Source organism: Lysinibacillus sp. FW12, from assembly GCF_050817245.1.
GTDB classification, from domain to species: Bacteria; Bacillota; Bacilli; order Bacillales_A; family Planococcaceae; genus Lysinibacillus; species Lysinibacillus irui.
Map to the genome: position 1 here is coordinate 4,065,128 of NZ_CP139094.1, position 22,070 is coordinate 4,087,197.

The 22,070-nt window shown below is 36.5% G+C and carries 13 protein-coding genes; 7 read left to right on the top strand and 6 right to left on the bottom strand.

Features of this window, described 5'->3' with window-relative positions:
• The first annotated feature begins 230 nt into the window (after window positions 1-230).
• Window positions 231-1,550 carry a branched-chain amino acid transport system II carrier protein gene (brnQ, locus tag SJW71_RS20970; RefSeq protein WP_431811472.1) on the top strand — a complete coding sequence of 440 codons (1,320 nt, stop codon included), beginning with the start codon at window positions 231-233 and terminating at the stop codon, window positions 1,548-1,550.
• Window positions 1,551-1,729: 179 nt separating this feature from the next.
• The gene (locus SJW71_RS20975) at window positions 1,730-3,103 is read left to right on the top strand and encodes a S41 family peptidase (RefSeq protein WP_274795602.1); all 1,374 of its coding nucleotides are present in this window, start codon (window positions 1,730-1,732) and stop codon (window positions 3,101-3,103) included.
• A 42-nt stretch (window positions 3,104-3,145) separates the two neighbouring features.
• Here SJW71_RS20975 and SJW71_RS20980 read toward each other — a convergent pair whose 3' ends face one another.
• A complete protein-coding gene (locus SJW71_RS20980) occupies window positions 3,146-3,745 on the bottom strand; it encodes a TetR/AcrR family transcriptional regulator (RefSeq protein WP_431811473.1) in 600 nt (199 codons plus the stop codon).
• Window positions 3,746-4,294: 549 nt separating this feature from the next.
• On the opposite strand from SJW71_RS20980, the gene SJW71_RS20985 reads away from it, so the two are divergent.
• Window positions 4,295-5,269: a proline dehydrogenase family protein gene (locus SJW71_RS20985; protein WP_274797265.1), complete on the top strand. Its 975-nt coding sequence runs from the start codon at window positions 4,295-4,297 to the stop codon at window positions 5,267-5,269.
• A gap of 56 nt (window positions 5,270-5,325) precedes the next feature.
• On the opposite strand, the gene SJW71_RS20990 is transcribed toward SJW71_RS20985, so the two are convergent.
• The gene (locus SJW71_RS20990) at window positions 5,326-6,663 is read right to left on the bottom strand and encodes a sigma 54-interacting transcriptional regulator (protein ID WP_274795600.1); all 1,338 of its coding nucleotides are present in this window, start codon (window positions 6,661-6,663) and stop codon (window positions 5,326-5,328) included.
• Between the two features lie 180 nt (window positions 6,664-6,843).
• On the opposite strand from SJW71_RS20990, the gene pruA reads away from it, so the two are divergent.
• A complete protein-coding gene (pruA, locus tag SJW71_RS20995) occupies window positions 6,844-8,388 on the top strand; it encodes an L-glutamate gamma-semialdehyde dehydrogenase (RefSeq protein WP_274795599.1) in 1,545 nt (514 codons plus the stop codon).
• 274 nt (window positions 8,389-8,662) lie between these two features.
• Complete coding sequence (locus SJW71_RS21000; protein ID WP_431811474.1) at window positions 8,663-10,630, top strand: S-layer homology domain-containing protein; 1,968 nt, start codon at window positions 8,663-8,665, stop codon at window positions 10,628-10,630.
• Window positions 10,631-10,989: 359 nt separating this feature from the next.
• Here the strand turns inward: SJW71_RS21000 and SJW71_RS21005 are convergent, their stop codons facing one another.
• The 4 genes from SJW71_RS21005 to SJW71_RS21020 all read right to left on the bottom strand — a co-directional run bounded on the left by SJW71_RS21005 (window position 10,990) and on the right by SJW71_RS21020 (window position 19,514).
• Window positions 10,990-12,909, bottom strand: coding sequence for an N-acetylmuramoyl-L-alanine amidase (locus SJW71_RS21005; protein ID WP_312504927.1), 1,920 nt, complete (start codon window positions 12,907-12,909; stop codon window positions 10,990-10,992).
• A gap of 232 nt (window positions 12,910-13,141) precedes the next feature.
• A complete protein-coding gene (locus SJW71_RS21010) occupies window positions 13,142-14,047 on the bottom strand; it encodes an NlpC/P60 family protein (protein WP_431811475.1) in 906 nt (301 codons plus the stop codon).
• 221 nt (window positions 14,048-14,268) lie between these two features.
• On the bottom strand, window positions 14,269-15,336 hold the full coding sequence (locus SJW71_RS21015; protein ID WP_274795595.1) for an S-layer homology domain-containing protein: 1,068 nt from the start codon (window positions 15,334-15,336) through the stop codon (window positions 14,269-14,271).
• A 188-nt stretch (window positions 15,337-15,524) separates the two neighbouring features.
• Entirely contained in the window at window positions 15,525-19,514 is a 3,990-nt protein-coding gene (locus SJW71_RS21020) for a cell wall-binding protein (protein WP_431811476.1), read from the bottom strand.
• A 490-nt stretch (window positions 19,515-20,004) separates the two neighbouring features.
• Here SJW71_RS21020 and SJW71_RS21025 point away from each other — a divergent pair, with 490 nt between their 5' ends.
• Both SJW71_RS21025 and SJW71_RS21030 read left to right on the top strand, forming a co-directional pair.
• Window positions 20,005-20,682 carry a hypothetical protein gene (locus SJW71_RS21025; protein ID WP_431811477.1) on the top strand — a complete coding sequence of 226 codons (678 nt, stop codon included), beginning with the start codon at window positions 20,005-20,007 and terminating at the stop codon, window positions 20,680-20,682.
• A complete protein-coding gene (locus SJW71_RS21030; RefSeq protein ID WP_431811478.1) occupies window positions 20,679-21,941 on the top strand; it encodes an HlyD family secretion protein in 1,263 nt (420 codons plus the stop codon). The genes SJW71_RS21025 and SJW71_RS21030 overlap by 4 nt, the downstream gene beginning before the upstream one ends.
• Window positions 21,942-22,070: the final 129 nt, after the last annotated feature.

Here is a 22,070-nt window from a genome sequence, read left to right on the forward strand (position 1 = left end):
GCTAGAATATTTCCTTGTGTGTCTATCATACTAGATAACTACCTGAAGAAAAATCGGAAATACTGACTATTTTTCAAACATTCTAGCAAACCTATAAAATACGACGAAATCCGACTATATTGCGATAATATATACATTGCAAGATTAGCGTTCCTATGATAACATACACTTCTGTATTTAAAATTTTTAGAAAGTTTCATCTTTTCAATCTTAAAGGAGTTTTTATACTTATGAAAAACATCTTGCATTTCATCAAAGGAAATTTAGCAGTAGGATTACTACTATTTGCCTTGTTCTTGGGTGCTGGTAATATTATTTTTCCACCGTTATTAGGTCAACAAGCCGGCGAGAACATTACGATAGCCATGATCGGCTTTCTAATTACAGGTGTTGGTTTACCATTACTAGCAATTGTTGCTGTCGCAAAAGCAGGGGGCGATTTACAACTGTTAGCCAATCGTGTCAGCCCTGTATTTGGTGTGATCTTTACTTCTATTGTTTATTTAGCCATCGGACCATTCTTCGCTGTGCCGCGAACTGGTTCCGTATCTTATGAAATAGGTATTGTGCCATTTCTTCCTGAGGCTATGAAGGATCATTGGGCACCCCTATTCATCACATCTATTTTGTTTTTTGCTTTAATTCTTTACTTATCTATTAATCCTTCGAAGCTTGTCGACCGAGTAGGAAAAATCCTAACACCCGCATTGCTTCTTGTTATTTTATTACTAGCTGTTAAAAGTTTTATCTCTCCAATGGGCGAGCCAGGAGAAGCTGTAGGAAAATATATTGGGTCTCCTTTTGCAGAAGGCTTTGTACAAGGTTACTTAACAATGGACGTACTAAGTGCACTTGTTTTCGGTATCGTTATTTTACAAGCATTGCGTGATATGGGAATGAAAGATACGAAAAAGCAAGTCAATACGACGATTTTTGCAGGTGTCGTTGCTGCTATCGGCTTATCATTTGTTTATATCTCACTTAGCCATATCGGTAACACAAGTATTCAGGCAATTGGTTCCTCCACAAATGGTGGAGATATTATTGCAAAATCTGCTGAAGTGCTCTTCGGTAGTTTTGGAAGTATTATTTTGTCTGCGACTATTTTACTAGCATGTATTTCAACAGCAGTCGGTTTACTGACGGCCAATGCACAATATTTTCATAAGCTGTTCCCTAAAATTTCATATAAAACATTTTTAATTGTATTCACTATTTTAAGTGCAGCCATTACAAATGTTGGACTTTCAACAATTATTAGTGCATCTCTACCTGTCCTGTTAATTATTTATCCATTAGCTATGGTATTGATGGTGTTATCGTTAGCTGATCATTTCTTTAAAGGTGGACAAGTTGTTTATATTTTAGCGCTTATTCCAACTTTCTTTGTCAGTCTATACGATGGCTTCAAGCAAATGAAAATTACAATCGAACCATATGAAAATGTGCTTAAAGCATTGCCGCTCTATGAGCAAAATCTAGGATGGTTATTGCCAGCGATTATCGGTGCATTCATTGGTTTTATTATTCATAAGCTTTTCAAAAAGTAGTCCTCTCAATCTGCTTCCTGTTTAGTAGGAAGCAGATTTTTTCTGTTTATTAAAGCCCCCATATCAACTTCGCTTGATGTATAATAAAAATCAGATAGTCAATTGTTAAATGTATCCATCTGCTTACACCTTAGTAGAATGATGCATTTAAAGATTGAGCTCTAGAAAAGAGGTGTCCTATGAAAAAATTAATATGGTCTTTTGTCTTTGTTTTAAGCTTTTTCCTCTTACCATTCGCGACTACTCACGCTGCTAGTAATGAACCTCAGCTAGTCAAAGAAATGAAGGAAATTATTCGTAATACGTATGTGGGGACAATCAATGGAGATTTAGAGAATGCCACATCCATCAAAGAAATCATCGATATGCTCGATCCCTATTCAACTTATTTTACAAAAAAAGAATTTGAAGATTACATGAACAGTATCAATCTATCAACGATTGGGATTGGTGTAGTGATTGAAGAACATGAAGATGGCATTCATATTTTACAAGTCATTGAAGGCAGCGGTGCCTTTGAGGCAGGTGTTCAGGCAGGAGATATCATTATCGGTATAAATGGCGAGACCATAGCGGGGCGCTCTACGCAGGAAGCCTCTTCCCTCTTAATCGGTGATGAAGGTACTAAGGTGAATGTTACTTTGAAACATAGTAATGAAACGACATCGATTAAAACGATTACCCGTAAACAGTTTACATTACCAAATGTACACTCTGAATTACTGTTTGGTAATGTTGGCTATATAGCAATGTCTTCATTCTCTGAAGATGGTGCACAGCTCGTCAAAAAAGCTCTTACTGACCTAAAACAGCTTGGTGCTAAATCGTTCATCTTGGATTTACAAAATAATGGTGGCGGCTACGTGACAACAGCGGAAGAAATGACAGGACTATTCCCATCTGCAAAAGTAGCTTATTTGTTGGAGGAAGCACATGACTCCTATACAATCCCAGCAGTTCAGCAAGATACGAAGTTCCCAGCAAATACACGTATTTTAGTCAACCGTTATAGTGCTAGTGCTTCGGAAATGCTTTCTGCATCATTAAAAGACCAAAAAGCCGCTATTTTATACGGTGAAACAACATATGGTAAAGGTGCTATGCAGGGCTTTTATACGCTTCATGATGGAAGCTACCTAAAGCTAACTGTCGGTAGATTCACAGGACCTGCTCGTCAGACTATTCATGAAGTAGGTGTCAAACCAAATATTCAAACGACAACCGCTCCCATTTTTCAAGCCCATTTTGATGCAATAAAGGAGCAATATCCAAAATATAAAAAACTCTCTACTGTGAAGAACGTCGCAAATAAAGAAAAAATAACGGTAAAAGTTTCGTTACCAGTCTCATCGCAAATTGCTAAGGGTCGTGTTCAGCTTGTTGCTTTAGGGGCTAATGAAGTTTCGGCAACTGCTAAAGTTGAGGGGCAAACACTTATTGTTACACCAACAAAGCCGTTATCACCAGACCAAGAATATATGCTACTTATTCATCCAAATACACATAGCAAAGTACAAAAAGGCTACTATCAGCATATAAAAATAAATAAATAAATAAATCCTCTCAGCGATAGCAAATATCGATGAGAGGATTTTTTATACCACTTCTTTTGTTTTCCAAAAATATAATTGGACAATGTCATTCGCTAGTTCAGCAGGTAATCTTTTATGTTCTAATAAATTGGTTACTATTAATCTTTCTATTGAACCTACTAAACTATCAATCATTATTTTGATATCCACATTACACAGCTGCAAATCTTTGTCGCAATCATGAAGATAAATAAGATGGATCAATTGCTGTGTCAATTGGATCTTCACTAAGCTTGATTGCTCCGATTCAATAAAACCTATTTTCGTTAATTTCGGATTTTCAACGATGTAAACAAATAGGTTTACTAACTTTTGCTCTAGCAAAGCGACAAAGCCCTGCAATCCATTTTCAACAATTTCTGCTGACTTATTATTCATCACGTCAAAAAATCCACTTTGAAATTGTGTATTCAAATCGTTATAAAGTGCATCCTTACTTTTATAATACAAATAAAAGGTTGGCTGTGTTACATTAGCTGCCTTTACAATGTCACTAATTTTTGTATGATGATAACCTTTATCGGAAAAAAGCTCTATCGCTTTTTCAAGTAATAGTTGTTTGCTTCGTTCACCATTTGAATTAAATTTTCTCCCTCTCGGCATACTTTCCACCTTATCTTAGTTTAGAGTAATCATATATCTTCTGTATGATAGACACACTATTCTAAATCAAAAGTAACTATTTTTAACAATTTGTTCATAATTTAACCATAATTATACACTATTTACTAAGAATACACCCTCCTTTTTTTACTATAAACTAATATTTATATGCTGTTTACATCGATAAATACAAAGTGGATATCCAAGAATTTCTTCTAAGATATCCACTATTCTTCTTCACATAAAATTATGTCAAAATAATAGTTTAGTGCCAAAAACCTACTCGTTTAAATTTCCGAAAATTACAATAATATCATTTTACACATATACTTACCAACATAATGCAAATCTATTATTTTGAAAAGTCCTTTTTTTTGAAAAAAATTTTTTTGTTTGTATATTTAGCTCATAAAAAGTCAATCCCCACAATACTTTTAGCCCATTTCCCTCCCTTAAAAAAATTTTTTTCTAAAAATCAAACCATTTTACTTTTCAGAAAAAGTGTTATAATCGCCAAGAATTTAAAATTTTCAATTTTGGAGGCATATGATGGTATTACGTGATTTTTTCATTTACTTATCAGAGAACAAATTATTAAATAGTGCTGCACAAAAATATGGGCTAAAAATGGGTGCTCAAAGTGTTGTTGCCGGTACAAGCTTACCTGAAGTTGTGCAATCGATTAAAGAATTAAACAAAGCTAATATTTCTTGTACAGTCGATAACCTAGGTGAATTCGTTTACGAAAAATCAGAAGCAACTGCTGCAAAAAATAATATCTTAGCTGTCGTGCAAGCGATTCATGATGAGCAGCTTGATGCGCACATCTCACTTAAGCCTTCACAATTAGGTTTAGATATTGATTATGCATTCTGCTACGAAAACTTAAAAGAGATTGTAGCTCTTGCACATCAATATAATATTTTCGTGAATTTCGATATGGAAAACTACGAACGTTTACACAGCTCTTTTGAATTATTGGAGGAGTTACACAAAGAATTTGATAACGTAGGTACAGTTATTCAAGCTTACTTCTTTGAGTCAGAAGAAAATATTGAAAAATACAAAAACTTCCGTTTACGTATTGTAAAAGGTGCTTACAAAGAGCCAGAAAATGTAGCGTACCAATCAAAAGTCGATATCGACCGTAACTACCTAAAACTAATTGAACATCATTTGTTACATGGTAAATTCACTTCTATCGCTACACACGATCATAATGTGATCAACCATGTGAAGCAATTTGTGAAACAGCACAATATTCCAAATGATAAATTTGAATTCCAAATGTTATACGGTTTCCGTAAAGAAATGCAATTAGATCTTGCTCGTGAAGGCTATAACTTCTGCACATACTTACCATTTGGAAACGATTGGTATGGATACTTTATGCGCCGTTTAGCTGAACGTCCTCAAAATTTAACGCTTGTAACAAAACAAGTGTTTAATAAAAAAACGAACGTAGCAATCGGCATCGGTGCAGCAGCATTTGCACTTGGCCGTCTTTCTAAAAAAGGAAAATAAAAACTGAAGGGTTAAATACTTAGCTCTATCATTACATCAAAAAAGCGAATACATCGTTAATCAATGTTTTCGCTTTTTTTATTGAGCTTAAAGTTTTTCACACGATATTGTAAGCTTTGTCGACGAATGCCCAGTGCTGCTGCAGTTTTAGAAATATTCCCTTGATGAAAGTCTAATGCTTTTGAAATATAATACTCCTCTACTTCCTTCATGTAGACATCTAACGGTCGAATGTCCTGTTGATTTTTAATAACAAACAAGTCACTCGTTGGAACTTCTTGTTCGGCTTCCTCACAGGAGCTTTGGATTTTCCACTTGAAATGAACGGGCAGCATATGCGATTCCACTATCGTTTCATTTGTGATCAATGACGTGATTTCATCCAAAAGAACTTCTAATTCCTTTAAATTCCCTGGCCAATCATACTTTAAAAACGTTTCTCGCACTTCTTCGGAAAGCCCTTGGATGGAAGAGCCAAAGCTGTCACGATGCCTTTTGAAATAATCGTCAATAAAGGGCATAATATCTTCTTTTCTTTCCCGTAACGGTGGCACATAAATGGTGATCCCTGAAAATAGTCGGTAAAGCTTTTTGGATAACTCTTGCTTTTGAATTAAATCTATCGGGTCTTTGCCAACACTTGCGATTAAAACATGCTGATGATTTGGATGGTTGTTGAAAAGCTCAACAATCTTTTCCTGGGCTTCAAGCGATAAATATTCGATTCGCTCGGCAAAGAAGGTGATTTTTTCTTTTTCAACAATGTATTTTTCGAATTGCTTTAACACCGTTTTCTCGTCTCGACGGCAAATTAAAGCAATAAACATATCATTTTGCACCTTTAGATCATGATGAATACCCTCGGCCACCATATCAATCCCTGTGCCTGACTCTCCTATTAGCACAACAGGCATTCTACTTAACGCTACAATCTTTGCCTTTTCAATAACATCCTTCATAACTGGCGATACAGCCGTAATGATATCAAATGTCAAAGGGGCACCATATCTTCTTAATGGCTGATACATCATATATTCAAGCTGTGTAATATCTCGTGCAAATTCCACAGCCCCCACTAAAGCACCTTCATAGTGCAACGGATAAATATTGCTTATGTAGGTCACTTCTTGTTCTTTTTTATTCCAATACGTTTTTTTAACATTGAGAATTGGCGTTTCAGAACTTAGGACCTTATAAATATCACTTTTTTCAATTTCGAAATCAATAATCTCTAAGGCTCGTCTCTCCTCATACTCGTCTTCATTAACGCCTTCTAATTCTCGCATTTTTTTATTGTAGATGAGTAACTTGCCTTCTGTATCTACTACGCAAATTCCCATATCACCTTTTTCAATGACGTATTTATAAATACTTTGTAATACATTATTATCCATCTTGTCCTCCTGCATTCCATTAAGCTTATTCTAACACCAATAAGAAAGACAGATACAAAAATTAAAAAAAGTTTTAATATTTGAGTTGATTAATGCCAAATAATATTGCATTATATAATTAATAAAATCTTTAAAGGTGCATAATCATTTGGCACTCTTTATCCAGGGGAGGAAACTCACATGATTCCATACAAACACGAACCATTTACAGATTTTTCACAAGAAGCAAACTATAATGCTTATGTAGAGGCTTTAAATAAAGTTGAAGGTTACTTAGGTCAAGACTACCCACTAATTATCGGTGGCGAACGCATTACAACAGAAGATAAAATCGTTTCATATAACCCTGCAAAGAAAACAGAAGTGATTGGTCGCGTTTCTAAAGCGAGCAAAGATTTAGCTGAAAAAGCGATGCAAGCAGCAGATGAAACATTTAAAACTTGGAAAAAAGTTGATCCAGCTATTCGTGCAGATGTTCTTTTCAAAGCAGCAGCAATTATCCGTCGTCGCAAACATGAATTCTCTGCATTATTAACAAAAGAAGCTGGTAAACCATGGGCAGAGGCTGATGCAGATACAGCAGAAGCTATCGACTTCCTAGAATACTATGGTCGCCAAATGCTACGCATTAAAGATGGACAACCAGTAGAAAGCCGTCCAGGTGAATACAACCGTTATGACTACATTCCATTAGGAATCGGTATTGTGATTTCTCCGTGGAACTTCCCATTTGCAATCATGGCTGGTACAACAGTAGCTGCTTTAGTAACAGGGAACACAGTGTTATTAAAACCAGCGTCAACAACTCCAGTTGTAGCATATAAATTTATCGAAGTATTAGAAGAAGCTGGTCTTCCAGCTGGAGCTGTTAACTTCGTACCAGGTTCTGGTGCTGAAGTGGGTGACTACTTAGTCGATCATCCAAAAACTCGCTTCATCAGCTTCACAGGTTCACGTGATGTCGGTTTACGTATTAACCAACGTGCTTCTGTGTTAAATGAAGGTCAAATTTGGATTAAACGTGTTATCGCGGAAATGGGCGGTAAAGATACAATCGTTGTTGATAAAGAAGCAGATTTAGAGCTAGCTGCACAATCGATCGTGAAATCAGCATTTGGTTTCTCAGGTCAAAAATGTTCAGCATGTTCTCGTGCAGTCATCGTAGAAGATGTGTATGACCAAGTAGTAGAGCGCGTGGTTGAATTAACAAATGCTTTAACAGTTGGAGACCCAACAGATTACAACAACTTCATGGCAACAGTTATCGACCAAGCTGCTTTCAACAAAATTACTGAGTACATCGAAATCGGTAAAGGCGAAGGTCGTCTAGTAGCTGGTGGTACAGCTGACGATTCAGTAGGTTACTTCGTACAACCAACAGTATTCGCTGACGTTGATCCTTCAGCTCGTATTATGAAAGAAGAAATCTTCGGACCAGTTGTTGCGATTGCAAAAGCAAAAGACTTCGATCAAGCAATTGACATCGCAAACGACACAGAATACGGCTTAACAGGTGCAGTTATCACGAAAAACCGTATGAACTTAGAAAAAGCTCGTCAAGACTTCCATGTAGGAAATCTTTACTTCAACCGTGGCTGTACAGGTGCAATCGTAGGTTACCAACCATTTGGTGGCTTTAACATGTCAGGTACAGACTCAAAAGCTGGTGGCCCAGACTACCTACAACTGCATATGCAAGCTAAAACAACTTCAGAAATGCTTTAATTAGCATTTCCCATAAAAGCCATACATTGTTTCTTAGTAAACAAGTATGGCTTTATTTTTATGTACTAACATAAATAACATATATAATAGAAGAAACTCATGTAATTTTTCGTTCACTCCCCTGTTTAGCTTCTTGTCTAATTCTCTCTACACATTCCGAAAGAATACTATTTACCTATAATAAGCTGGTATATTTTAAGTGATTTCTAACATTTGACCCTTATATTGATTGTATAACTTTGTTAAAATGATATCAGTTTAGGAGGGTAAAACTATGAAAAAACTATCAATTTTTATGTTGCTCATGATGCTTGTTGGTCTAGTTATTTGGCAACCACAATCAGCCTATGCTGATGAGCTGTCAGGACATATGCATGAAAGCGGGCTGCGTTATTTAATTTCCAAAGAGGCTTTACTTAAAGATGCAAATGGCAGCTATCGCCCAAATGCAACGGTTACACGCGGTGAATTTGCCACATACATAGCAAAAGCTTTAGATTTGGACACAAAGAGCGCGATAACGTTTACAGATGTCCCTGACACATATTTGTATGCAAAAGAAATTAAACTTGCTGCTACTGCTGGAATTATCACAGGCTATACAGATGGCACATTCAAGCCAGACGCAAATATTTCAAGAGAGCATATGGCAGTTATGCTCATTAGAGCTGTTGATTATTTAAAAATACCAAAAGGTACTTCCTCTATTACATTCAAGGATAATGCCACTATTTTCAAAGATTTCCGTCAGGATGTTGCAATTGGTGCACAATTAGGGCTTATTAAAGGAAGCTCTAATGGCATGTTCTTACCTAGAGATAATGCCACAATCGGCGAAGCTTCTACTTTCATCCTTCGTTTAATTCTTCTTGCTGACCAGGTAGATACAGGCAGTAATGAAAACAGTGAAAATACCGACAATAATGAGAATGGCAATTCCAATAACAATGGTAATACGGGGAATGAAGGGAATACAACTGCCTATATTTTGAAAGAAATTTCAAATGGGACTCTAGTAGACAAGCAAACTTTCACTAGCTTTGAGGCTGCTGAAAAAGCGATGTCAAATAGCTCGTTCGTGATTACGCAAAATAATAAAATTATCAAAATGACTTCAGGTTACGTTGTAACGAATAATTATGTTGCACTGAATTCTGAAACAATTAAGGATCAAATCGCAGTTGCTGGTAATACAGAAATGGAATACCTAGGCAGCGATGCTACACAAGTAAAGGTGCGCTTAGCTGGTCATGTAGGCTATTTAAAACAGGCTGACGTTAGCTTAATTCCCTCTGCTTTAGTAAAGGGACGTTCTTATTACACAAATGAGAATGGCGAAATAAAACACACTTTATACGATTATAAAACAAATAAATATTCATCTAGTTACGTCTACGGTAAGGCCCCTAGCTTTATGAAGCAAGGTGAAAAATACTTTAGCTGGGATGGCATTAATTTCACCAATGCAAACGGCTCTTCCAAAGGAGAAGGCTACAATTACTATCAATTCTTACCTGCTCGTGCTACAACCCACTATACAGCCGAAGAGATCGATCAATATATTATGAATAAACTAGCGGAAGTAGAAAGCTCTGGTGCTTCTATTTATAAGAATGCTACAACAAAAAGTAAGCTAATTGGCTTAGGCTCTGTATTAAAAGACATAGAAGCTAACGCTCACATTAACGCTATGCTGATCCTAGCTCTTGCACAGCATGAGAGTGCCTATGGTATGAGTGATCACGCTCAAAACTTGAACAATCTATTTGGATTATATGTTTATGACACGAATCCACTGAACAAGAAGTTTGATAGTGTTAGCGCCAATATTAATGAGCTTGTTGAGAAGTTTTTACAGCCAAATTATATTACACCAGGCGGACGTTATACGAATGGTGCAGTTGTTGGCTCAAAGGCTATCGGCTTTAACGTAAAATATGCCTCTGATCCTTTCTGGGGCGCTAAAATCGCTGGACACTACTATCGTGCTGAAAAATCCTTAGGCTTTAAAGATGCAAATAACCCTTATAAAATTGCACTAACTACAACATCTGGTCTGAATGTTCGTGCAGATGCATCAACAAGTCAAAGCCCATTATTTACATTTAGTAAAAGTAATATGCCGGTAATTGTTACAGATACAAGTGCAAATGGTTGGTATCAAGTGATTTCAGATAAACTTCACACGGAACCAGCCTATATTAGTAAAGATTATATTAAGTTCATCAATACCGTGAAATAATAGCAAATGGCTGCCTTCAAGCAAGGCAGCCATTTTTATACTGTCGACACAATGAATCGAGATGTTCAACTCGATTCATTGTGCTATTTACTCTTCTCTATCGCATCTGTAAAGACTCATTCAATGATTTCTTATCGCTTTGCGCAGATTTATTTATTGTGTGAGAAATATCGTAAACGTTCTCTATGATCATTCAATAATACTCTTCGTCCCACGAAAACAAAGGCAAACTCTCAAATTTAAATGATCTCCATTAACTGCTTTCCATAGTTTGTTTGATTTTCACGAAGTGGGGTATGTATAAAGTAAGAAAAAACGATCCCAAAAGCTTGTACACCTTTGGAATCGTTCCTTAAAACTTATTGTTTTTTATAATATTGCAAAATACCGTTGTAAATAGATTCTGCAAATAGTTTAACGTATTGGTCATTTGTCATTTTATTGTTATCCTCAGTATTCGTTAAGAAACCAAGTTCTACTAAAATAGATGGAATGACCATATTACGAATTACGTAGTATTGCTCTTGCTTCACACCACGGTTTTTCATGTTTAAATTGTTAACAATTTGGTTGTTAACAAATGTAGCTAAATCAATGTCCTCCTGATACATATCTCCAGTAGATATTGCATAATATGTTTCAGTACCCTGTGCTGACGCATTGGCAGCAGAGTTGACATGGACACTAACGAAAATCTCACCATAGTTTGCTTGAGTGAAGTCTACACGATCTTGTAATGATGGATACGTATCACCAGTACGTGTCATATAAACTTTTGCACCAGCATTCTCTAGTAATTGCTTCACTTGTGTACTAACTTTTAATGTAATGTTCTTTTCAGCAGCAGAACCTTTTACAGTCCCTGGATCTTTACCACCGTGACCTGGGTCTAGAATGATAATACGGTTTTGTAAAGGCTTATTATTTTGATTTAATAGTTTGATATAGGATTTATGAACATATCCTGTTTGACCATCATATGTGATTTCTGCCCAATAACCATTAATGCTGTGAACTTGGACATACTTTCCTTTGTTTAATTTAAATAACACTGCTGAAGTTGAATTACTTTGACTACGTACATTGAGGTTATCAACTGTTACTCTTCCTAGTACTTCTCCTGAAGCTGGAGGTGTAGTTGGTGGTGGTGTTGGGTCAGGCTTTTCTTCAACAACAGCATCTTCTGTGCTTGCTGCAACGACATAACCTGGTAAACCATTAACTTGTGTTAAGTAATAACCACCGACTTGCTTATAAACTGGTAATTTTTCTTTATTTTTGATCGTTAAAATGGCTTTAGATGAAGAAGTTGGTTTCACATATAAATTGATATTAAATTTAGGTGTTACTTCTTTCTCTACTGAACCTAATTCATTGCCATCTGCATCTAAAAATTGTGCATATTGTTTAAAGACATAAGCGTAGGCACCTTTATAGGTTACTTTTAACCAATTGCCTTCTACTGCATAGACTGATAATTTACCGCCTGTATTCACTTTACCTACAATGTTAGCGTTAGAACTAGAATCCATTGTTTTACGGATATTTAAGCCATCTGTTGTCACCTTTACTAAGCCAATCACTTGAGATGTATCAGGCACAGACGAGCCTTTCACGGGCAATTCTAAACGATATTTTTCATTGTTTGCACGTGCAACGAATAGTGAAAATTGTGAACGTGTTACTGTGCTGCTTGGTAAATACGTTTTACCTGTCCCATTTGTAATACCATTATAATAAATAGTATTAATATATTTCACATATTCATGTGTGATTCCTACATCCGTAAATGGTGAGTCAATTCCCTCATATTCACTAGTATCTAAATTAAATGCCTTTGTTAATACATAACTCATTTCACCACGAGTTAGAGGCTTGTTCGGTAGGAATTGACCTTTGATATTTTTGTCGAATAATCCTAATTGTACAGCACGTTCTATGTAACCTGACATTTCTGTGCCGACTGTAACATCTGAAAAGCTTGATTTATTCACGACTAATGGTTTGTTACCTGAAGCAACAACTACCATTTTAGCTGCTTGTCCTCTTGTTACACTATTATTTGGGCCAAAGACTCTTTTACCATTTACAAAGTAGCCTTGAATCACACCCAAATTTACTAAATAATTGATTTCTTCATAGGCTGGGTGATTTTTAGTGACATCTTCAAATGTAATATTTGAATTAGTAGCTGCACTGACACTTGCACTATGTATCGTTAACATAGAAGCCGAAATGAATAAGACGCACAAGATAAGACTAAGTTTTTTGATGTTCAATGTCTTATTTCCTCCCTTCTTGTTCTCTTAACGTGTCCATTTTAACAAAATTAGCTAAATTACGCATCATACAATAGAACTGTTAAAATTAATTTTTTCCAAGCAACCCCTTTCCTACAAAATTATCATAAAAATAGAAGAGTCTGCGATTGCAAACCCTTCTTCCATTATACGTTATTCAAAAGATCATTTCTTGCAATCTATAACATAATTTACTGTAAATTACAGAAAATTATCGTTGTTGAATTCTATCAATAAATACTTTTAGTTGATTGATTTTTAATAGCTCGTCAGATCCGAAGCTTCCATCTCCATCACCATTTGTAATACCATTTGATGCAAGAATAGAAACATAGCTACTAGCCCAGCTATCTTGTGGTACATCACTAAATGCTACTGTGTCACCTTGATTTTCAAGGCCAAATGCTAAAACTAATACTTTTGCAATTTGCGCACGAGTAATTGGTGAAGCCGGGTTGAACTTACCGTTAGCATCGCCCTCAAAGATTCCTAATTTCTCTACTGCTGCGATAGCACCTGCATTGGCACTTGTTGGTTTAACATCTACGAAACTAGTAGTTGTATTGGATGTATCTAAGCTCAAAGCTTTTGCAATTTGTACAGCTACCTCAGCACGAGAAGCATAGACTGAAAAGTCAATGGCTGCTTGTTTTACTTCAGCTGCATCAAATGTAGCAACACGTTTAGCCCCTACATAACGAGAACCCCAATAGTACGGGTCATCAACATTTGAATAGCTTACACCTTGGCCAGTTTGAGAGTGGACCATTTTACCATCACCTATGTATATACCCACATGTGAAATACCACTGCCACTTGTATTGAAAAATACTAAATCGCCCACTTGAAGATCGCTCTTTGCTACTGCAGTACCTTGTTGATACTGTGAGCCTGACGTACGGTTTAGTTGTATACCTAAGTCTGAAAATACTTTAGAAGTAAAGCCAGAGCAATCAAAACCGCTAGTCGTTGTACCTCCGTATTTATATGGAACACCTAAATATTTAGAAGCTGTATCTGTAACATCTGCTTTAGTCGCTGCTTCAGCAGTATTTATATTAGTAGTTGAAAATAACATGAAAGATGCAAAAATCGGTAATAACCATTTCTTATTCATACTTTTGTTATACCCCTCTCAAAACTTTTTTGCCTATACATAGACTATCACAAAAGAAGCAATAGTTATTTTTCAATTGTGTAACGGTTTTAGACAGCAAAAAAACGCTGTAATACCAACGTTTGGAGGTATTTCCAGCGTTAAAAAGGGGATTTTTTTATCATAATTTGGAGCTTTCGTAACATTCCTGTAATATTAGAGACTGATTGTTACATAACAACTTATTGACTAGAGAACATTTGCACCCAATAGTAATTTCCTTTGCTATCCTGTGCTATTGCAACACCTGTATTCGTATAGTGTTCTTTTAAAATATTATCTCGATGGCTAGGTGAAGCCATCCATGCCTTTACAGCAATTTCAGGAGCTTTAATATTTCTCGCAATATTCTCTCCAAAGCTCGTATAGTCATAATCAAATAATGTCGCTAAATCCCAAGGTGCCCCATAAAATGGCGATACATGTTCAAAATAATGACGATTCACCATGTCTTGCGCTTTAATAATCGCAATTTGTGTCAGCTCTGGATCATAGATAACAGGTTCCAGCTTGTTTTTCTGTCTTTCAACATTAATTAGTTCAATGACCTTTTTCGACCATTCAGTAGAAAGGTTGATAGTTGGGATATAATCCTTTGCCAAATAGTCATAGGCTACTTCAAGCTTTTTTACTTTTTGTTGAAATGCAATGCTTCTCTCAACAAAAACAGCAAACTGTGCACGTGTTACCATTCGGTCTGGTGCAAAATGTTTAGCATCCACCCCTCCAATAATACCTATATCTGCTAAAGATTCGATATAATCTTTTGCCCAATGTGTGCGAGAAATATCTGCAAATTGGCTGTTATTATTGCTGTCTACTTTAAACTGATAGGCCAATGCCAACATTTTGGCTACCTGCATACGCTGTAATGGCTCCTCTGGATGAAAGGCATCGCTTTTTTGAATGATACCTAGCTGTACAAGCTGGCAAATTTCTTTGTAATACGGATGCGTTGCAGGAACGTCCTTAAACTTTGCTGAATTCGCAATATCTACGTTTGTCTGAAGAGAGCGTGCAATGGCAGCAGCAGCCTCTGCCCTCGTAATAGCTTGCTCAGGCTTGAATGTGTTATCACTGTATGTAGTCATATATTGTTTAGTGAGCATATGTTGAATCGACGCATTTGCCCAGTATGAATTTGTCACATCTACAGCTTTTGCGGATGCCGCTTCTACTTGACTAAAACTAGTTAAACTTCCTACGGTTGCAGCAATTGAAAGTACTACTATACAAAGTATTTTTTTCAACAGAGCTACCTCCTCACGATGGGAAATAAAATGGGGACAGTAAAAAAAGTTCACCATATACTATAAGATACGAATTTCAAATGATATAGTTTCACTTTTTTTGAAAATAATCAATGGAGTCATCATTTTCTCATTATAAAAGGAGTTTTCCCGTAATATGCATTGGGAAAACTCCTTTTTATTAAAAACTATTCAATCATTTTAAGATATTCTTCAAGAATGCGGTAGTTATACACTAACCCCTGTTGCTCAATCGACAATGCGCTATAATCCTTTTGTGCAGCTAATACTTTTTTCTCAAATGATGAGCTATCTGGATCAATACTGCCAATAGCTTGAACCACTTTAAGAACAGAAGCCACATCTTTTTCTGCCTGCTTTAAGACATCCTCATTAATGACTTGTCCTCTCATTTTAGAATCCAGCGCTTTATAAGCAGCTACAGCATTTGCCACATCTTCTATATACGTAGGTGAGCTTGGTGTAAGTCCCGCTATTAACTCTACAACCTTCTTGACATCAGCCATACTTTTCTCTGCCTCTAAAAGGATAGCATAATTGGAGATGCGCTGTTTATCCGTAGTATTCAAGCTGTCATACTCTTTACGCACCGCTTCAACCATACCGAAATAATACTTGTCCTTTGGATTCAATTTAGCAATATTATTATAAACCTTGATAACGTTGTCTAATGAAAGCAATAGCTGGTCGTTATAAACATAGCGTCGTTGATCAGCATTGAGCTTGTCGTAGGCTTTTAAAATCTTTTGATATTGACTATTCATATCCTTAGCTGTTAGGAGTCTGTCAATATCCTCCACCACACTAATGACAGGCTTAATTAGCTTCTCTTGGTCCTGTAACACTCTGTAATTTTGTACAGCTCGTTGCTGATCCTTTGGTAAAGCATTATAGGCAGCACGAATTTCCTGTACACGTTTCACATATTGCTTTGGATCAACAGATGGTAAGTCTTCAATCATTTGCATCACATTACCAGCACCTAAAATGCTCGTTTCTGCCGCTTGTAATAAGTAGTAGTTTGTTACATATTGCTTCATATCGGCAGGCAATGCATCATAAAGTGAGCGTGCTCGTGATGTATCCTGAAGGAATGTATTACTTGAAGCTTTTAGCTTGCTAATCAATTCCATGACATTGGAAACAGGCTCATATTTTAAAAGGACATCAATATTATCAATGTATTTCTTTTGATCCTTTGATAATTTATCATATGCTTTGCGTGCAGAGTTTACCTTACTTACAAAGCTTTTCGATTCAGGATCTAATTCATTAATTTGCACCATCACACTTAAAATCGGTTTAACTGCTTTCTCGCGTGTTGTTAAATCTTTAATATTCGTCACTAATTTCTTTTGGTTAGAGGACAGCTTATCATAGGCTACACGCGCATTCATTAGCTTCGTTAAATAATCCGCATCCTGCTCCTCAGTTAAATTAATAAGCTCAATAACGCCTTGCGCTAAGCCCTGCTCATTTTCAGCTGCCACTAGTGCATCATAATTCACAATTGCCTCCTGCTTTTCTTTAGGCAATGCATCGTAAATTTCACGAGCCGTTTTCATATCCTGATAGAATGTTTTACTCGTTGGTTTTAATGAAGAAATTAAACCAATTAACGAAGCAACATCCTCAACAGCAGTGAGGCTGGCATAGTTTGTGACACGTTTTTGGGAAACTTGATCTAGCGCATTATAGGCTTTACGTGCAGCAAGCACTTTTTTTGTATAATCCTTATTTGTTGGATTTAAGGCATCGATCATTTGAATAACCTTGATTACATCCTTATTGCTTTTTTCATACGCACTTAATGTTTTGGCCTGCTCCACAAGCTTCTGAGCATTTTTATCCATTGCTTTATATTCAGCAGCTAGTTCGGCTACCTTTTTCACAAATGTATCAGGACCCTCATTTGCCAATGCTGTGACACGGTCGTCAAATGCCTTGGCCAGCGCAATATAGCTCTGTGCTTTTGTAAGGTCCTCGCTATTTACTACCTTTGCTTTAAGAGCTTCACCCAATTTATTAAACGCTTCATCAGCTTTTGCCACATCATCTTTATATGTTTTTTTAGATGGACTTAATGTACTGATTTGAACCATTACATCAATCACAGGTATCACATCTTTTAAATCTTTATAATTTTGGACAAACGTTTTATTGGACTCATCTAGCTTCGCATAAGCAGTAAAAGCTGATTTCGCTTTAGAAATATAGCTTTTAGAGGAAGGATCCAGTTTTTCAAATTGTGAAATGACATTCACAACCGATTTATAGGATTTTTCTAAATCTGTTAACACTTTAATATTTGTCACGCATTTTTTCGCTGTTGCTGATAACGCATCATAATTTGCTCGTGCAGTCAATATTTTTTCAATCGCTATATTTTTATCTAGCAGACCAATTTCCTTTATAACGGCCTGTACCGCGGTTTCCTCATCAGTCAAAGCCTTTAATTTTTCATCCAGCTGAGTTTTTAAATTGGTAAGAGGTACTTCATAACCACTACCTGTTGCATCTAATTGATCTACTAGTTTTTTTAATTCGGCAAGCTGTATGCCATAGTCAGCTGTAGGCTTTAATGTATTGATTTTTTTGGATACATCAGCGTATTGATTAAACAACGTGAGCTTTGGAGCTCCCAGCACTAATGTTTTATCATTGTCATTCAACTTGTTATAGGCAGTCCAAGCAGCGAGCGTTTTACTTTCAAATGTTTTTGCAGCTGGATCTAAATTATCGATTAACTTATCTACCTTTAATGCCGCACTTAAGTTTTTCTCCCACATTGTTAGCTCTGCTAAATTATTGACGATTTTTTTGACATCGGATGCTTTGATATTCGGTCCTGTAGGGTTATTGTAGGCTTCACGTGCCGCTTTAATGGCAGTTACCTTTTCCTTGTCTGTTACAGTAGCAATGTCTTTAATTTTCTTTTCAATATCTACTGCATAAGCAACATTTGCAAGCGCCACCTGCAAGTCCGCTATGTTTTTTACATACCCCTGAACATCCTTTAATTGATCGTATTCATTTTTTAGGTCAGTTACTGCAGTACGATATGCCTCTTCTTTAGATACACGCAGTGCTGAAATGCGTTTGGAGATATCCGCCGCTTTAAGATACTGTGTAATACTATCGTATTCTGTTTTCACTATTTGTTTTGAGGCTGCATCAAGACTGTTGTAGGATTTCTCTATAGCCGCCACCGCATTAATAAAACTTGAGGCTGAAGAGAAATCAATTGGTTGCTTAGCTTTTAACTGCGCAATGCTGGAAGTCACTTTTTCAACAGCCGACAAACCTGTCAACGCATCCTTATACTTTTTAAAAGGTGTGACCGTATTATCATTTGGATTATACGCTTCAACCACTTTCTTTTGATCTGCTGTTAGCCCATTATAATTTGTCGTAAAACTATTCATTCCAGGTAAAATAGTTGAATAATCCGGAGACTTCTCCAATAAATCAACCAATTGAACTAATTCTTTAGCTACTACTTCTGCCATCGTTGCGTCTGCTATCAACTTGTTTAGCTTGTCAACATCCATTCCCTTGCTTTTAAAATAGGCATTACGTGCGTCGTCTTTGTATCCATATTGCAAGGAGGTGCCACGAATTGTTGTGGCAATACCACTAGCACTATTTAGAAGTGCTGCATCTACTGCTTTTTTATATTGATCCTGCACATATAAATACGATTTGTCTGTTGAATCATTACCTAAAAATTTGTCGTATTCATTCTTTGCATTTGCGACATCCACCAAAAATGTCTTACTGGAATATAAAATAGTACTTATTCGACTTCCAATGGTCTTAAGTTTAGCTAATAATTGACGTTGCTCCACTATATAATCATATTTTGCTTGAATAAATGCCTTCTCCTCGGCGTTAAAAACTGATTCATTCGAATTCTGTACTACTTTTATATCTCCTGCTGCTATTACCATTTCATCCTCTGTCGAATTCTCCGACAGTTTACCAAATTGTGCAATAAGCTGTTCTCTTGTCGTTGCAGCCGCTACCTCATTCGTATAGGCAACCTGCTCTGATTGCGTTGTAATGCGAGATTGGGCATCATTTTCTTGTGCATTTGCTATAGCTGTAGGTGCTAATAATAGACTTGTTAAGACACCTGCTGTCAATTTTCGATTCAACCGAACCACCCTTTCATCGTTTATGTATAGTAAAAATGATTGTGCTCATTTCCATTTAGAAATCATGACTTTTGTATCGGTGTAAATCAAATGTTTTCAAGCCATTCTACTACATTTACAAAATTTTGAGCATTAAAAGAAGTTTTTCTAAATTACTAGCTAGAAAAACAGGAAGTTATTTCAATTATACTATACAATAGAATTATGTAGATTCAGCAAAAGATTTGAACATTTACTGAATTAAGAAAAAGTCTTCGGGAGATGTCACTGATTTTGGAAAGGTACTTTTCGACAAGCTCGAAAAAAATCTGGACATACTATGCCGAGACATAATGGATGTGGTGTTTTGCATCAAGCGACATACACTGACGAAATATGCTTTTTTCAATGAAATTCATGAAAAAAAACAGCTATTTTCATATGTCATAATGTCTTTACAAGGTGTATACTACAACTTTGATAGCCTAATTTGGAAGAAAGGACGCTGTTTATGTTTTACCACTATAAGTTCTGGCATAGCTTAAAAAATCCTACATACTTTACAACCGTCGTAGAGGAAGGCGAAGTCACTGGATATAAAAAACGCGCATTAACGGTGTTTATCCTATTCATCGCGCTATTCGCTGCTCGTGAATATTGGGGAATGGGGACAGAAAATTTAACGACCTTATTCGCTTCGGATTTACAAAATGAATACTTTGTAGCACGTATACTGTCAATGCTCGGTGCCATTTTGTGGGCGACCATCTATTTTTGCTTCCATTATTATGGGGTTACTTATCTATTACATTTATTAACAGACATTCCTTATACTTGGATAAAAAGAGTCCAGCTCTACGTTGTAGTCTTTCTACTTATTGAAAAAGCAATCCTCTTTGCTGTTTTCTACGCTGTAGGCTATACAACGATGTTTTCGTTCTTTTCTTTAGCTCCCGCTGCCTTACAACTGATTGAAACAGATTTCGTGTTATTCACTGTTAACCAATTGACGGTAACAACCGTTTTAATCATTATTGTGCAGTATTTATTCCTGTCCAAATGGGAGGAAGAAGCTAGCAGAAAGATGTTAGTAGTCAAATTGATTGGTATACAGCTATTTATGGCTCTATTTGTTGGCATGATAAGTGTTCTACCAATTAAAGAATGGATTGCTAGGGGGTTAGGATGATGGCATGGATTAAAGCAAGACCATGGACAAGTTTGACCATTGTGTTAGCGATGCTAGTAATATGTATCAATGCTTATTTCGTCTTCAAGGATGATAGCAGCGTGACACGATCCTACTTTATCGACGAGTTTCAAAAGGCTCACATCGGAACAAATAAAGAACGTATTAACAAGGAAACGATTGTAGCACCTGCTGAAATATATACTATTACCGCTGATGCAACAAGCTTATCAGCAGTAAATGTAAAGCGCGGCCAGAAAGTCATGATGAATGATTTACTTGCTACCTATCAAACGGAGGAAGTGGACGAGGAGCTAACAAAGCTTGAATCGGAACGTACAGCCTATGAAACTGAATTAAGCGATTTACAGGATGCACTTGATCAAATTGAGGATGAATACGGCGATGGCTCTGATCCAAAAAGCTCGATTAATACAGATCAAATGAATGATAAGCTTTCTGTTACGCTAAAATTAGAGCTTGCTCAGCAAAAATCACCATCAACAGCCGTTGCCCTGTTAAATCGACATATTGCTGAAACCAATCGTCAAATTGCGCTAATTGAGGCACAGATTACACAAATACAGTCCCGTCAAGGTATTGTCAGTCCAATCGATGGTGTTGTGTCAGCGATTAAAGAAGATGCTGGTGCACTGACGTTTGAAATCTATTCAAATGAAAAAGCCATGTATGCTTATTTATCCGAAAGTGAATGGCAAAAGGTTGAAGAAGGACAAACTGTTGATTTTAAGGTAAAGCATGTTAAAGATGATGCATTATCTGGCGTCGTATTAGATAAACAAATGATTGCGACAGACGATGATACATTTTGGGCAAATGAACTAGCCAAAACAGCAGCATTGCCACAACCAACAAATTATGAAGTCAAACTACAACAAGACGCTCCTTTAGAGGACATCCCATTTTCAACAACGGGCAAGGCCTCTATTATTGTCAATGAAGCGTTCGATTCCTATAAGGTCGATAAATCGTGGTTAGCAACGACTAAAAAGGGCAATAAAAAGCTGTATATTATCAATCAGGATGGCAAAATTCAGCTGATCGATATCAATGTACAATTTAATACTGCTAAGTCAGCTATTTTTATGGACTATGTAGATGAAGGAACGCCAATGCTCACTAATGAGAAGCGTAATATTGAAGCCTACACCTTCCGCACATTACCCGTAGAAAAAATACAATGGAACCACTTTAAAGATTTAACGTGGAAACAATATGTGAAATACATCGTTTTCTAATCTAAATCCGCTTCGCCTTTTTTGGGGCTAGGCGGATTTTTTGTTATTTAAAAGTCCTTTTGAGAAAAGCAAGCGAGGGGTTGATTTCCGTTCCGCCAGCGTCCTTTCCAGGGGGCGTCCGATGAGCCG